A 14186-nucleotide genomic window follows, 5' to 3' on the forward strand; every position below is an offset into this window, starting at 1 on the left:
GGGGCGAAGATGAGCAAAGAAATCGACGGCGCCACCGCCGAGGTTGTCCGCAGTTACCTTCTTGCAGCGGCCCAGGAAATGAAGGCTACCCTCGTTCGGACCGCGTTCAATCCCGTGATCTACGAGGTCTTGGACTTCGGTATTTCGATGTATGACCGCAATCTCGACCTCATCGCCGAGGCGCCGGGGCTTACCATGTTCTTGGGTGCGAACGACTACAGTGTCCGCAAAGTTGTCGAGTATTTGGGCGTCGCGGCGTTCGAGGACGGCGACATCGTTATTTCGAACTATCCCTACTGGAACGCCGCGCACACCTACGATGCCAGTTTGATCGCGCCGGTTTTTATCCCCGGTTTTGACGGCCCGTTCGGCTTTCTCTGCGTACGGGCGCACTGGGCGGACCTCGGCGCAAAGGATCCGGGTTACGTCCTCGATTCCACTGACATGCACCAAGAGGGCATCGTCTTTCCTGGAACCAAAATCTACAAACGGGGCAAACCCGACAACGAGATCGTCGAGTTGATCCGTTTTAACTCGCGCATGCCCGACATTGTTGTCGGGGACTTCAATGCGATGGTGGCGGCCCTGCGTACCGGCGAACGCCGCCTCCAAGAAATCGCGGAAAAGTTCGGGCGAGAGACGGTCGACGCGGCGATCGCTGCGATTCTCGACCACGGCGAACAGACGACCGCGCGCGCATTGGCAGACCTTCCAAAAGGGACTTGGTCGGCCGAAGACATCATCGACGACGACGGAATCTCCGACGACCCGATCACCATGAAGGCGACGTTGACGATCACCGACCAAGCGTTCACGGTCGACTTCACTGGATCCGCCGGAACCCAAAAGGGACCGGTCAACATGCCGTTCGGCTCGACCTTGGCAATGTGCAAGGTAGTGTTCAAGGCCCTGACGACGCCGGAGACCCCGTCCAACGCCGGCCATTCCCGCGCGCTCGACGTGATTGCCGAGCCGGGCAATCTGTTTCACGCCGTCTACCCCGCGCCAACCTTCACACTGTGGACCGGCATCGTGGGATTGGAGCTTCTGTTTAAGGCGCTCGCCCAGGCCATGCCGGAGCGGTTCTCTGCATCCTCCGGGGGCGACGTCCCCGGATTCATGATGTTGGGCATCCACCCCGATACCGGCAAGTTTTTCGCGCTGAGCAACAACGATCCCGTCGGATGGGGTGCCGCGCCGCAGCACGACGGTGCCAACGCGTTGTTGCACCTGTCGGAAAGCATCGTCCGCAACACGCCCCTCGAAGTACTCGAAACCAACACCACGATGTTTTTCGAGCGGTATGAATTGCGTCAAGATTCCGGTGGCCCCGGCAAGCACCGTGGCGGCCTTGGGTTGCGGCGCGACATCCGTTTCCTGTCCGACGGCGAGTTCATGACGGTGATGAAAAAAACCAAAAGCCGTCCTTGGGCGCTTGCCGGCGGCTTGGAGCCGGAGGCCAATACAGTGATTGCCTTTCCGGGCACCGAAAAAGAAATGCGCATGAGTACCAAACGTATCCCGGTCAAAGCCGGTGAGCGCATCACCGTCTTGACCGCGGGCGGGGGCGGTCACGGTGTGCCGCACGACCGCGATCCTTCGCGCATTGCCGAGGACCTGCGTGACGGGTTTGTCTCCGAGGCTGCGGCACGGCGGGACTATGGACACAACTGAACCCGCCGCCGCAACCGCCGACGCGGCACTCACCGAGGTTATCCGACACTATTTTCTGAGCGCCGCAGAGGAAATGCGGGCGACCCTCGTGCGTACGGCGTTCAGCCCGGTGATCTACGAGGTGCGGGACTTTGGTATCTCGATCTACGATTCGCGCCTCGACCTCGTGGCCGAGGCTACCGGGCTGACGCGGTTTCTCGGGGCCAACGACTATGCGGTGCGCAAGGTCATGGAGTACGTCGGTGTCGCCAACCTGCGCCCCGGCGATATCGTTCTCTCAAACTATCCCTATTGGAACGCCGCCCACGTCTCCGATGCAACCCTAACAGCGCCGGTCTTTGACCCGGATTCCGATAAGCCGTTTGCCTATCTTTGCGTGCGCGCGCACTGGGCCGATCTTGGCGCAAAGGATCCTGGTTACGTCATCGATTCGACGGATATGCACCAGGAAGGGCTTGTTTTCCCGGGCACCCATGTCTTCCGCGCGGGCGCGGCGGTGCGCGAAATCCACGAATTGCTCCGCTACAACTCGCGGATGCCCGACATCGTGCTCGGTGATCTTGACGCGCAGGTTGCTTCGATCCGCACCGGTACCCGGCGCCTCAAGGGTATTCTCGCCAAGTTCGACGCCGCCACCGTCGATGCCGCGCTGCGCCGCCTGCTCGACCACGGAGAGGCGACGGCGCGCGCCGCGCTCGCAACGCTACCCGAAGGGTCGTGGGCGGCCGAAGATATTCTCGACGACGACGGCATTTCCGACGACCCGATCACGATGAAGGTGCGGGTAACCCACCGCGCAGGAAAATTCGAGATCGATTTCGCCGGGTCGCCGCCATGCGTTCCCGGGCCCGTCAACTTGCCCTTCGGGTCGACCCTTGCGACCTGCAAAGTCGCCTTCAAGGCGTTGACCACGCCTGAGGTTGCATCGAATGGCGGACATATGCGCCCGCTCTTCGTGCATGCCGACCCTGGGACGTTGTTCAACGCGAGCTATCCCGCACCGACGTTTACCCAATGGACCGGGATTGTGCTTCTCGAACTGATCTTCAAGGCGCTCGCACCGGTCCTGCCGCACCGTCTTGCGGCATCCTCCGGCGGCGACGTTCCGGGTTTCATGATGATTGGGCAACACCCCGACACCGGCGCTACCTATGCGATCAGCAACAACGATGCGGTGGGCTGGGGCGCGACCGCCGCGCACGACGGTGCGGACACGCGCAACCATCCCTGCCAGAGCATCGTCCGCAACACCCCGATCGAAGTGATGGAGACGCGGACGCCGATGTTCTTTGAGCGGGTTGAGATGGTGCCGGGCTCGGGCGGCCCCGGCCAATACCGCGGCGGTCTCGGGCTGCGGCGCGACATCCGCTTCCTGGCTTCCGGTGAATTCCTGACGGTGATGAAAAAGACCAAGAGCCGCCCGTGGTCTCTGGTCGGTGCAGGGCAACCCGCCTCGACCCGCACAATTTTGTTCCCCGGCACCGACCGGGAACGCAAGGTGGGTACCGCGCGGACACGGGTTGAAGCCGGCGACCGCGTCAGGATCATGACCGCCGGTGGCGGTGGCTACGGCGATCCAACCGCTCGAGATCCCGCCTTGATCGAGCAAGACCGCATAGACGGACTGGCCGCCTCCGTTCCCGAGGGCGGCTGACTCGCTAATCTTTGCGATCCGGTTCCGCCTCTGAAAGCCGCCACATAAGCCGGACGATGAAATCTATCGCGTCGCGATACCCTTTGACCTGTAGATACTCGTTCGCAGCGTGCTTGTTGCCCGAATGCCCCAAGGTGGTTGCGATCCACGGAATGCCGACGGTCTCGATGAAAAGGTGGCTCGCAATCGCGGTCGACGTTCGCGGCCAAACCTCGGGGTCCAGTCCCCCCTCCTTGTAAGTGTCCAGGAGCGCCTGTACCGCCCAGTTCGACGGCGGCATGGCACCGCCCGAATAACCGCTCACGACCTCTATTTCGACTTCCGGAAAGCCGGTACTGTCGAAGTGACGGCGCAGACAAGCCACGATGTGCTCGACACTCATGCCGTCCAAGGGACGGATGTCGAGGGCGGCCACGGCCGAGTCGGGCAACTCGGTCTTGTGACCGTGCTCCATCACGATGCCGCCCTGGATGCCCGACACGTTGATCTCCGTTCTGAAGCAATAGGCGCGCAACGCATCGAGCAGCGTGTCGTACTTGAATCGTTTAGCGTGCGCTTCCTTCAACAGAGATTCGGGGTCGACCCGGCGTGCCAGGTCGGCCACGAGCGCTTCCTCTTCGGCACTTGGCGGTCGCACGGGATCATAGAATCCGTCGAGCAAGATTTCTCTTTCGTCCGCCGATTTGAGACTGGCCAGAGCGGTTACAAGTCGAAAGACCGGGTTCGCAACCCAAATGCCGTGCAGCCCGTGGGCCTCGCCGCCGACTGGGCCACCCCAATCTCCTGCACGCACCCGGAGTCTAAGCATCATATTGCCCTTGACGCCGAGCCACGCAACAGGCGTGCCGTTGGCGCGCTGGGTATGCCAGGGCCAGTAGGCCACATCTGCCTTGCGCAGTTCTGGAAGGTGGGACTCGACAAAGGCGGGCAGCGACGCACTCGCCATCTCCGACGCCTCGAAGACCAGAATGAGATTGACCGGCAACGGGACGCCCGCCGCGCGATGGGCGGCGATCATTGATAACACCGAAGCGAGGGGCCCTTTGGTATCCTCCGCGCCCCGCCCAACGATACATTCGCCGAGATCGCCGAAGGTCATGCGCCGCGCCTCGAACGGCGGCGCGACCCAGCCCTCGCTCTTTGCCGGAACGGTATCGTACATGCCGTGGATCAGGACGGTGCGTTTGGCGCCGGATTCAAATCGCGCATAGACGATAGGAAAATCGACACCGTCGACGATATCCGCCGTGCCGCCCAAAGACCGCAACTCGTCGGCGAACATCGTGACCGTCTCCGTGATACCGTCGTTGTAGGCGGAGACCGAGGGTTGGCGGATATAGCGTTGGAGGCGCGACACGTGCGCCTCCAAATCGCTATCGAGAGAAGCTAGGACATCGTCCCGTTCGGAGCTGTTGCGGGTATTCATTGCTTTTCTTGACCTACTGCGAGGCGTTATTCCTTTGACCCCTTAACGGGGTTGTCGATACTCTCATTATGCCCGAACTCGCTTTGTGAGGAATGGGCGACAAATGCGCGCCGTCTAGAAAGCGGCGAGACATCTCTAGGGGGGAGTTCTATGCCAAATTTACTTAGATACGTACTCGCGTTTTCCGCTTGTTTGGTTGTTGCGTCTTTTGCTGGCGGCACGGTGCAGGCACAGGACGGGCTGCAGCGCGTCACCATCCGCGTTTCAGCGGACCTACCGCCGCCGCCGCATCCAACGGCGATCGCGATGGAATGGTTCAAGGAGCGCGTCGAGGCGACGTTCCCTGCGGGCAGCGAGGTACGGAACTTCTACGCGGGTGCCCTCTATAAGGACGCCGACGCAATGGTGGCAATGGGGCAGGGTAACCTCGAGATGGGGTGGCTCCTGGCGGGCAAGACGGCTTCGGTCGATCCTTGGCTTGGAATTGTTGTCCAACCTGGCGTTCTCACCACCGTCGCCGCCGTTCACGAGCTTGAAAACCTAGAAACCGGCAAGATGCTTCTCGAGCGCCTGAGAACGCGCCACGGCATCGAACCGTTTGGGTTCGCCGACCTAAGTTTTGCGCTGGGTGTGGCGGGCAAAGAGCGGCTCCTGACCCTTGATTCGGTTCGTGGCAAAAAGATCAGGACGTTTGCCGCTGCGATCAACCCGGTTATGGATTCCTGGGGAGCCAACCCCGTCGTCATGGGATTCGGCGACGTACCCAGCGCGCTTGAATCCGGCGTACTTGATGGCGTCATTACCTCGATCGGCGGCTGGCGCTCGATCACCGAACAGACGCCGTACTACACGATAGCCGGCGTCGGCACGATCACCTTTGACTCCTATTGGGTTGGTGCGAGCCAAGACTGGTGGGAAGGCCTTAACAAAGCGACGCAGGACAAGGTGCGCGAGCTGATGCTGCAGGCCATGCAGCGCCAGGACGAGGCGAGCTGGTGCAACGACCAGTTTGCAATTCAGGAGTTCGAGGCTAAGTCGCCTTCCGATCCGGGCGTCTACCAAGCGTCGGCGTCTCAAGCAGCTCCACTGCAGAGTGCGATCGGCACCAGCGTTGCCGACTTCCTCAAGAAGGATCTGCCAGACGATGCCGATAAATGGGTCGACCGCTACCTGAGCGAGGGCCGGGCGGCTTCGTCCAGCAACGGTCCAGGTACGGACCCCCTCGAGAGCCTCGATTGCGGGCCGTATCGCGCGCTGCTCAAGGGCTAGAGTTCCAGGTGCGGGTGCCGACCGTGCGTAAGCATGGTCGCGCCCGCACCGGAAACGGTCTGCTGTGCGTAGGGCCTACATCATCTGGCGATCGTTCCAGGATCGCTTCCTTCAGTATGTTGCTGCGCTGCTTCTACTCGGTCCCACGCTGCTTGCCCTCCTAGAGGTCGTGCGGCGTTATGTGTTTGGCCAATCTTTCTCTTGGCAGCAGGATGCCGTGACCTACGGCATCCTGTCCGGCGTCTTCCTGTTCTTCGCAATCACGCAAAGTCGAGACCTGCACCTGCGGGTTAGCCTCGTGCCGTCGCTGCTTGCCCAAGGCGGCGAGACGGGGCGTCTCGTCGCAAGGCTTCTCGCAATTTTTAGCGCGATCCTCGGGCTTGTGTTCTGCGCCTACCTCGTGTGGCGTGGTATTCCGGTCGCCGAGCGCATGGTGGAGCGCAACAGAATGACGGAGAGTCTCGTTCTTCCGCTTTGGCCGTTCTTCATCACGTTTCTAGCGGGCATGGGGATGATGGCGGTTAGCTTTCTTTTTCAAGCCTACGCCGGTGTTCTTGTGCTCCTCGGGAGGGAGAGCGAGTGGCCGCAGATCGCGAGCGAGGGTGACGGTGAACCGATCCTCTAGCGCGTCGCTTAGGTCGAGCGCACGGCAGGAGTTTTTCCCTCTTTCCGGAGTAGGGTCATTCCTACCTTCTTTCTAGCGGCGTTCGCTTTTCTCGGTTCGGGTGTGACGATCGGCGTCGCGCTGGGTGGGGCGAGCATGTTGTTCATCCTGTTCGACCCGCTGCTCGATGCGCGCGCCGTCGGGCAGAGTTTCTTCTCGTTTCTCAGCAGCTACAGCCTGATGGCGGTCCCGCTGTTCATCTTCGCGGGATTCCTCATGGAACGGACTGGGATGGTGACCCAGTTGTTTCGCTTTGCCGAGGCATTGATAAGCTGGGTCGTCGGCGGATTTGCTCTGGCGACCGTCGCAACCTGTGTCCTCTTCTCGGCCATTTCGGGCTCGAGCGTCGCCGTCGCCTCGGCCATGAGCTTGATCGCGATTCCGGAGATGCGCGCACGGAACTATCCGGACTGGTTGTCGGCCGGTATCGTTTCTTCAGGCGGCGGCATAGGCCTGCTGATTCCGCCAAGCCTGTCTCTGATCATTTACGGCATCGCGACTGAGACATCGATCGTTCGGCTGTTCATGGCTGGGATCATTCCCGGCCTGTTGCTCGCCCTTGGCATGTCGATTCTCATCATTGTCGCGGCTTGGCGGACGCCCGGTCTTGAGTCGGGGCGTTTTGTCCCGGCGCAGGTGTTGGAAAGTACCCTTGCGGCGCTCCCTGCTTTGACCTTGCCGCTTGTCGTTCTTGGCGGACTCTACGGCGGGGTGTTCACGCCGACCGAGGCTGCGGCCGTGGCCTGCGGCTATGCGCTGCTCTATGGGTTCGTTTCACGTCGCGGCGCATTTCTGCGCGAACTCCTTCCGGTCACGGCCCGCGCGGTAAATCTCACCGCGATCGTCTTCTTCCTTATGGGCAGCGTCGGCATCTTTCAGTTCGTGGCGGCGAATCAGGCGTGGCCGCAACACATGGCCGAGGCCGTCATTGCAATGAATCTCGGCCCGCTTGGATTCCTCTTCGGCTATATGGCGGTGCTTCTGATTCTCGGCATGTTCGTCGACGGCATCGCGATGATTCTGTTGACGGTGCCGGTGGTTTTTCCAGTCGCCACGACCTTGGGCATCGATCCAGTGCACCTGGGGATCGTCGTCACCATGGGCGTGGAACTCAGCGTGATAACCCCGCCAGTGGGCTTCAACCTTTTCGCTGTAAGCGGTATTTCCAAGATACCGCTCAAAACGGTTCTGCGCGGTGCCATGATTTTCTTTGTTTCGGACTTGATCGTTACCGGTCTGATTATCGTCTTCCCGTCGCTTTCAACGTGGTTGCCGTCGATCATGCTCGCAAGTTCGCCGTTTGGTGGTTGACGGGAACGGTGTCTGTGTCGGATTGACGGCTGCATGAAGTATGGAGCCAAGGTGGTCGCATAGGAGGGCCGCACGATGGGGATTCAACCGATTCACTCGATGATGCCAAGGGCGAGTCATGACGAGGGGCGTCGCCAGGATTTCGTGGTGGCGCTGAAAACGCATGTTTCAAGCGACATTACGCCGGGCAACCGTGCCGAAATGGAAGGCCGCGTGATCCCGGCGTTGCGCCGGGCCGGGCGCCCCCTGCCGCCGACACGGCAGGAACTCCGCGCGGCGATGGAGCGCGCGCCCTACCATCAGCTTTGGGGCTCGCTGATGCGGCTTGGGCAGGAGCTCATGTGGGAATCGGTCGGCGATACCGTCGATCGCCAACTTGGTGCGCTGGAGAAGCGCGCCAGCGTCTTCGCCAGAAAAAAGGGGTCTTTGACGCTGTCGGAAGACTTCGTGCCGCCGCGCTACGTCAAAGCTGTCGACGTGCATACGATGCCCGGCGGTTACTGCGACGACTCGAGCGGGACGGATCTGCGGGCGGGGGCGATCTACGATCGCGGCGCCTACATGTACCATCACGGAAAGCGTGGGATGGACGACAACGGGCGTCTCATCGTTGCGTTCCTCAAGACCCGTTACCCTGACATCAAACCGCGGCGCATCCTCGATCTAGGATGCTCGGTCGGTCATGCGACGACCGCGCTCGTCGACTTCTTTCCAGAGGCCGAGATCTGCGCCATTGATGTCGGCGCGCCGATGCTGCGCTATGCCCATGCCCGCGCCGAGGCGATGGGCCGGGCAATCCACTTCAAACTCGCAAATGCCGAAGCGACGGGATATCCCGACAACCACTTTGACTTTGTGGTCTCCAGCAACATGATGCACGAGACATCGCGGGCCGCGGCGCAACAGATTCTGGCCGAGTGCCGACGAATTCTGAGGCCGGGCGGCGCCATGTGTCACATGGAGGTGCCGGTTCGTTACAAGGACATGGCGCCCTACGATCAAGTCATGCGCGGGTGGCAGACCTACTACAACGGCGAACCGTTCTGGAATGCGGTGTGTTCGTTGGACTTTGTCGAGTTATCTGTCGCGGCCGGGTTGCGCGACGTTGCGGACGGTTACCTCGAACGCACCGGCGACCCCGACCGCGATCGCCGCGACTTGCTGCAAACGCCCAACCAGGGCAACAATTACCGTTACATGCTCACCGCACGGAAGTAGGTCTCACCGCACGGAAGTAGGTCGCGTATCGCGATCAGGCTTTGCGAGCACCGAACAGAGTCGAGCCCACGATTTTGCCGCCGGTATCGGTAACCGGCGCATACTCGGTCGTACCGTCCGCGCGGGGCAGTGGCCAAACTTCGCGGATGGTCGATCGGAGAAATCCCGCGTCGGCAAGCAGGTCGCGCGCGTCGGTGTGGTGCAAGGTGCCCCAGAACGGCTCGGCGTTGTAATGCGTGTCCCAGTCCCAATAGTAGGCGTCGAGATCGTCTAGGCCGCGCGCGAACTGGGTGTCAACGTGGATCGTCACGCCGCCTTTGCGCAACACCCGATGGCATTCGGCTAGGATGCGCGGCGTTGCCTTGGCCGAAGTTTCATGGAACAGGCCGTGCGAAACCACGAGGTCGAAGGATTCATCGCCAAAGGACAGCGCTTCGGCGTTTTCCTGGCGAAAGTGAACCCGCGCACCGAGGCCCTCGGCGCGAGCATGGCCGTACCGCAATTGCGGTGCAGCGACGTCGATGCCATATACCTCGGCGTCGGGAAATTCTTCAGCATAGGGCACCGTCGTTCCGCCCATGGCGCAGCCGAGATCGAGGATGCGCTTCGGTGCGAAGTCCGGGTAGGTCTCTCGCAGAAAGCCGATGGTCGTGTAGCCGGGCGCCGCGCGCTGCATCCGCGCGCGGGTATCGACGTAGTCGAGCGCCGCCGAGCCGCGAATCGCCAGACCGTAGTAATAGGCGCCACGGTCGAACATTGCCCCGGCGAAGACGTCGTCCTCGGCGATTTCCGAGTGATAGCCGCCGGGCATGCAATGGATGTCGATGGCCGTGTTGTAGCGCGGCACCTCGATATCGGGGTCAAGGTGCAGGGAGCCCCTCGGATTGGCGATTTTGCTCTTCGTTAGAAGCGTCGGCAATTCGTGCCATACGATTTCGCTCACCGTATCCCAATGCATCTCCTGGATGCTGCGTGCGATCGAACTCCATGACTGAACGAAGGGGTCCGCCTCCATCGCGTGCCGCCATTCCGTCCGCGATTGGGGGGCGCGGCCATGTTCGGCTTTGAAACGGGGCAACACACGGGTCATGCCGACCTTTCGATCCGCCGGATACACGTGGTCCTCCATGTGCATCTTCAGACCGGCGATGAAACTCTGGCGGCTGCGCTCGTCGCTTGCGGCGCGCGGCAGCATGGCGTGGGCATAGGGTTCTCTCATCGTTCGGCTCCGTGGGTTCCCTTGGGGCGCATGTCAGCCTATGGATTGTAGCCGAAATTTGGCGCGCGTCACGACACCGGTACACCGGGAGGGGAGGGCAAGGTTGGATACGTTCGACTTCATCGTCGTCGGGGCGGGATCCGCCGGCTGCGCCGTCGCCCATCGATTGTCGGAGGATCCGCGCAACACCGTGCTGTTGCTGGAAGCCGGCCGTTCCGACCGCCATCCGTTCGTGCCGATCCCCTTCATGACCCGGCTTTTGTTCACGATGCCGTCGCTCAACTGGGGTTACGGCACCGAACCCGAGGCCGGTCTTGGCGGGCGGCCCATTCACTGGCCGCGGGGCAAGTTGCTGGGCGGCTCGTCCTCGATCAACGGGATGACCTTCGTGCGGGGCCATCCCACCGACTACGACGGCTGGCGCCAACGTGGGGCGGCGGGGTGGTCCTACCGGGAGGTATTGCCCTACTTCAAGCGGATGGAACGCCACGACACCAAGCGTTCGCCCTATCGCGGCGACGCGGGGCCGTTGCACATTACCCAGGCGCAGCGCGAAGGCGCGTTGAACGAGGCCTTTCTAGCCGCCGGAGCCGAGGCTGGGTATCGCGAAACCGAGGACTTCAACGGACGCGAGCAGGAAGGGTTCGGTATCCACGATTTTGCCATCGCCGATGCGCGGCGGCAGAGCGCAGCGGTTGCCTACCTGCACCCCATTCGGGGGCGCCAGAACCTGACAATAAAAACCAACGCGACGGCGCGCCGCGTCGAATTCGAGGGACACCGGGCGCGCGGCGTCGCGTTCGATGTCGCCGGTGAAACGAACACTGCGTTTGCGCGGCGTGAGGTGATCCTCTGCGGCGGCGCGGTCAACTCGCCGATGCTGTTGATGCATTCGGGCATTGGTCCGGCCGCTCATCTGCAAGGTTTCGGAATCGCGCCGTTGGTGGATGCGCCGGAGGTCGGCGCCAATCTGCAGGATCATTTGGGCGCCTACACGGCCTTCCACTGCCTGCAACCGGTCAGCCTCAACCACTTGATGCGGCCCGATCATGCCGCGGCTGCCTATTTGAAAGCCGTTCTCTTTCGCCGTGGCCCCGGTGCGCAAATCCCCATCCAGGGCTGCGCCTTCCTCAGGACGCGCGACGATTTGGCCGCGCCCGATGTGCAAGTCACGTTAGTGCCGGGACTGCTCAATCGGATCGTTGCGTTTAGGCCCACCCATGGGTTTCTCATCCACGTCTATCAACTGCGCCCCGCAAGCCGCGGCAGCATTACGCTGAGCTCGGCCAATCCGATGGACAAACCGGTCATCGCGGCGAACTACCTGTCCGACCCTGAAGACCTCGTCACCCTGCGGCGCGGAGTACGTCTCGCTCGGTCGCTGGCCCACCGGCCCAGTTTCGATCCCTATCGCGGCGCCGAGATCGCGCCCGGCCGGAACATCGAGGCCGACGACGAACTCGACACTTGGATTCGGGCCAATGCCACCACGGCCTATCACCCCGTCGGAACGTGCCGCATGGGCGGCGATGCACGCGCGGTGGTCGACCCGGAACTGCGCGTGCAAGGCGTTACCGGTTTGCGCGTCGCCGATGCCTCGATCATGCCGGCGATCACCAGCGGCAACACCAACGCTCCGGCGATCATGATCGGCGAAAAAGCCGCCGATCTCATCCTGGGCCGCTCGCCGCTTCCCGCCGAAACGCCCTAGGGTCCAACACGCATCGGATAGGGCCGATCACAATTGCGGTCCCGCCCCAGCACATTCTCGGTCCCGCCCTTGCCGCGCCGTATTTCTATGGCCAACTATCGCCAACCGTTGCCCGGTCGGAAGGGGCGGCGGAGCGCAGGGCTAAGCTATTGTTAAAAAAAAGAGTTTGGCTTCGTTCGTTGGGCGGAAAATGTTAAGTCTCTGAAAAATATTAGAAAATTTGGGTTCGTTTGGTATTTTTTGATGTCGTTGGCGAGGCGATTATTCCTAACTCAAGGAAAACTGCGGGTGTTGGCTTTGTTTCGGCGTTTGGTGGGTGAGGGGGCATCGCGCCGGTCTCTAAACCAAGGGGCTAGGCGATTTCCTTTGCTATTCCCCCTGGGGTGTGGTTCATAGCGCCATCTCCTGCCGCGCGTAGATGACGAACTCGTCGTTGGCGGCAAGTGTTTCTTGCGGTAGCCACCTCATACGAGCCGCCAATCAAGAGTGCCGTTAAGGCACATGACCCCGGTAGCTGGTCTACGCGAGCTTCCCCCATAGGAACGAAACGTCGAATCGCGCTCAGGACGAGTCCGGGCGCGCGGCGGAACTTTGAAAGTTTACAATTGACACAATTTAGCGACCTCGGCCTCGCCGAGGGTCTCCTTCGGGCCCTTTCGGGCGAAGGCTACACCACCCCCACACCCATTCAGATGCGCGTGATCCCGGCGATCCTGGCAGGGAACGACGTTCTCGGCACGGCCCAAACCGGCACCGGCAAGACCGCGGCGTTCGTCCTCCCCATCCTCCAGCAAATGATCGATCAACCGTCGTCGTTCAACAAGAAGGGATGCCGTGCGCTGATCCTCGCGCCCACCCGTGAACTTGCGACGCAGATCGCCGATAGCATTCGCACCTACGGACGCAACAACCAGACGACCGTTGCCGTCGTGGTCGGGGGTGTTCGGCCCGGCCCGCAGATCAAAGCGGTCGCGCCCGGGATCGACTTCATCGTTGCCACCCCCGGCCGTCTGCTGGATCACCTTTCCGCCGGCGCCATTCAACTAAATGGGACGACGACCGTCGTACTCGACGAAGCCGATCAAATGCTCGATCTTGGCTTCATCCCGGCAATTCGTAAGATTTTGGCAAAGGTCCCTGAGGGCCGGCAGACCATGCTGTTGTCGGCGACCATGCCGAAACAAATTCGCCGCCTCGCAAGCGACTTTCTGCGCAATCCGACCGAGGTCGCGGTCGCGCCGGAATCGCGGCCGATCGAGAAGATCGATCAGAAGGTGATGTTTATCGACGCCGCTTCCAAACGGCGCGCGCTTGTCGGCATTCTGAACGGCGCCGAAGTCGAGCGGGCCATTGTCTTTACCCGTACCAAGCGCGGCGCGGACAAGGTCAATCAGCATCTCGAAAAAGCGGGAATCACTGCTTCGGCAATCCACGGCAACAAAAGCCAGCGCGAACGCGAACGATCGTTGGAGGCTTTCCGCAGCGGGCGGGTCAAGGTCATGGTTGCCACCGATATTGCGGCGCGCGGGATCGATGTCGATAACATTTCCCACGTGGTCAATTTCGAACTGCCCCACGTGCCGGAATCCTATGTCCACCGGATCGGGCGGACGGCGCGAGCTGGGAAGAGCGGTATCGCGATTTCCCTGTGCGACCGCGAGGAACGCGGCCAACTGCGCGACATCGAACGCCTCGTCGGCTACGGCTTAGCCACGCTGGCCAATCCGTTCGGCGAAGACGCGCGGGGAGAACGCCAGGAGCGCGGCGACCGGCCGGAGCGATCCGACCGGAAACCTGCCCCGACAACGCCGCGTAAGCCGAACCGGCGCCGCCCGGCGCAAAGCCGAAAGGCCCAAGAGAATCGGAAGAAAGCAGGCGGCACCCAGGGTAAGCGGCGCAACGACAAAAACGTCGGCGAAGCCCGCGCAGGCGACTCCAACACTGCCGGTCTCGCGCGTGTCCTCGGCAAGGTCGGCGTCAGCGCCGCCGGCGAAAACTACCTGCGCCGCTAGGCTGCGTTGCGGCTCGCATGAACAGGGG

General features: G+C 61.9%; 10 protein-coding genes. 8 read left to right on the forward strand and 2 right to left on the reverse strand.

Annotation, left to right across the window (positions count from 1 at the left end):
• Window positions 1-9: 9 nt before the first annotated feature.
• Both RID42_10510 and RID42_10515 read left to right on the forward strand, forming a co-directional pair.
• On the forward strand, window positions 10-1674 hold the full coding sequence (locus RID42_10510) for a hydantoinase B/oxoprolinase family protein (GenBank protein ID MEQ8248097.1): 1665 nt from the start codon (window positions 10-12) through the stop codon (window positions 1672-1674).
• On the forward strand, window positions 1661-3328 hold the full coding sequence (locus RID42_10515; GenBank protein ID MEQ8248098.1) for a hydantoinase B/oxoprolinase family protein: 1668 nt from the start codon (window positions 1661-1663) through the stop codon (window positions 3326-3328). Before RID42_10510 ends, RID42_10515 begins: the two co-directional genes overlap by 14 nt.
• 4 nt (window positions 3329-3332) lie before the next feature.
• Here RID42_10515 and RID42_10520 read toward each other — a convergent pair whose 3' ends face one another.
• Window positions 3333-4754, reverse strand: a complete 1422-nt coding sequence (locus tag RID42_10520; GenBank protein ID MEQ8248099.1) for a M20/M25/M40 family metallo-hydrolase — start codon at window positions 4752-4754, stop codon at window positions 3333-3335.
• A 150-nt stretch (window positions 4755-4904) separates the two neighbouring features.
• Between RID42_10520 and dctP the strand changes: the two genes are divergently transcribed.
• From dctP to RID42_10540, 4 genes are all read left to right on the forward strand, one after another.
• Window positions 4905-6023 (forward strand): TRAP transporter substrate-binding protein DctP, encoded by a 1119-nt coding sequence (gene dctP / locus RID42_10525; protein ID MEQ8248100.1) that lies wholly within the window; start codon window positions 4905-4907, stop codon window positions 6021-6023.
• Window positions 6024-6087: 64 nt separating this feature from the next.
• Window positions 6088-6648, forward strand: coding sequence for a TRAP transporter small permease (locus RID42_10530; protein ID MEQ8248101.1), 561 nt, complete (start codon window positions 6088-6090; stop codon window positions 6646-6648).
• Between the two features lie 57 nt (window positions 6649-6705).
• Window positions 6706-7998, forward strand: coding sequence for a TRAP transporter large permease (locus RID42_10535; GenBank protein MEQ8248102.1), 1293 nt, complete (start codon window positions 6706-6708; stop codon window positions 7996-7998).
• 75 nt (window positions 7999-8073) lie between these two features.
• Complete coding sequence (locus tag RID42_10540; GenBank protein ID MEQ8248103.1) at window positions 8074-9216, forward strand: class I SAM-dependent methyltransferase; 1143 nt, start codon at window positions 8074-8076, stop codon at window positions 9214-9216.
• Window positions 9217-9250: 34 nt separating this feature from the next.
• Here RID42_10540 and RID42_10545 read toward each other — a convergent pair whose 3' ends face one another.
• Window positions 9251-10435, reverse strand: a complete 1185-nt coding sequence (locus RID42_10545; protein MEQ8248104.1) for a class I SAM-dependent methyltransferase — start codon at window positions 10433-10435, stop codon at window positions 9251-9253.
• A gap of 103 nt (window positions 10436-10538) precedes the next feature.
• Between RID42_10545 and RID42_10550 the strand changes: the two genes are divergently transcribed.
• Together RID42_10550 and RID42_10555 are read left to right on the forward strand one after the other, a co-directional pair.
• Window positions 10539-12146, forward strand: coding sequence for a choline dehydrogenase (locus RID42_10550; protein ID MEQ8248105.1), 1608 nt, complete (start codon window positions 10539-10541; stop codon window positions 12144-12146).
• Window positions 12147-12751: 605 nt separating this feature from the next.
• Entirely contained in the window at window positions 12752-14158 is a 1407-nt protein-coding gene (locus RID42_10555) for a DEAD/DEAH box helicase (GenBank protein ID MEQ8248106.1), read from the forward strand.
• The last annotated feature ends 28 nt before the right edge of the window (window positions 14159-14186 follow it).

It is taken from the genome of Alphaproteobacteria bacterium, assembly GCA_040216735.1.
Taxonomy (GTDB): Bacteria; Pseudomonadota; Alphaproteobacteria; order SHVP01; family SHVP01; genus CALJDF01.

Bases quoted from the DNA above. Each gene is read 5' to 3' on its own strand.
- RID42_10510 (MEQ8248097.1), top strand. From the start codon at position 10: ATGAGCAAAGAAATCGACGGCGCCACCGCCGAGGTTGTCCGCAGTTAC.
- RID42_10515 (MEQ8248098.1), top strand. From the start codon at position 1,661: ATGGACACAACTGAACCCGCCGCCGCAACCGCCGACGCGGCACTCACC.
- RID42_10520 (MEQ8248099.1), bottom strand. From the start codon at position 4,754: ATGAATACCCGCAACAGCTCCGAACGGGACGATGTCCTAGCTTCTCTC.
- dctP (MEQ8248100.1), top strand. From the start codon at position 4,905: ATGCCAAATTTACTTAGATACGTACTCGCGTTTTCCGCTTGTTTGGTT.
- RID42_10540 (MEQ8248103.1), top strand. From the start codon at position 8,074: ATGGGGATTCAACCGATTCACTCGATGATGCCAAGGGCGAGTCATGAC.
- RID42_10545 (MEQ8248104.1), bottom strand. From the start codon at position 10,435: ATGAGAGAACCCTATGCCCACGCCATGCTGCCGCGCGCCGCAAGCGAC.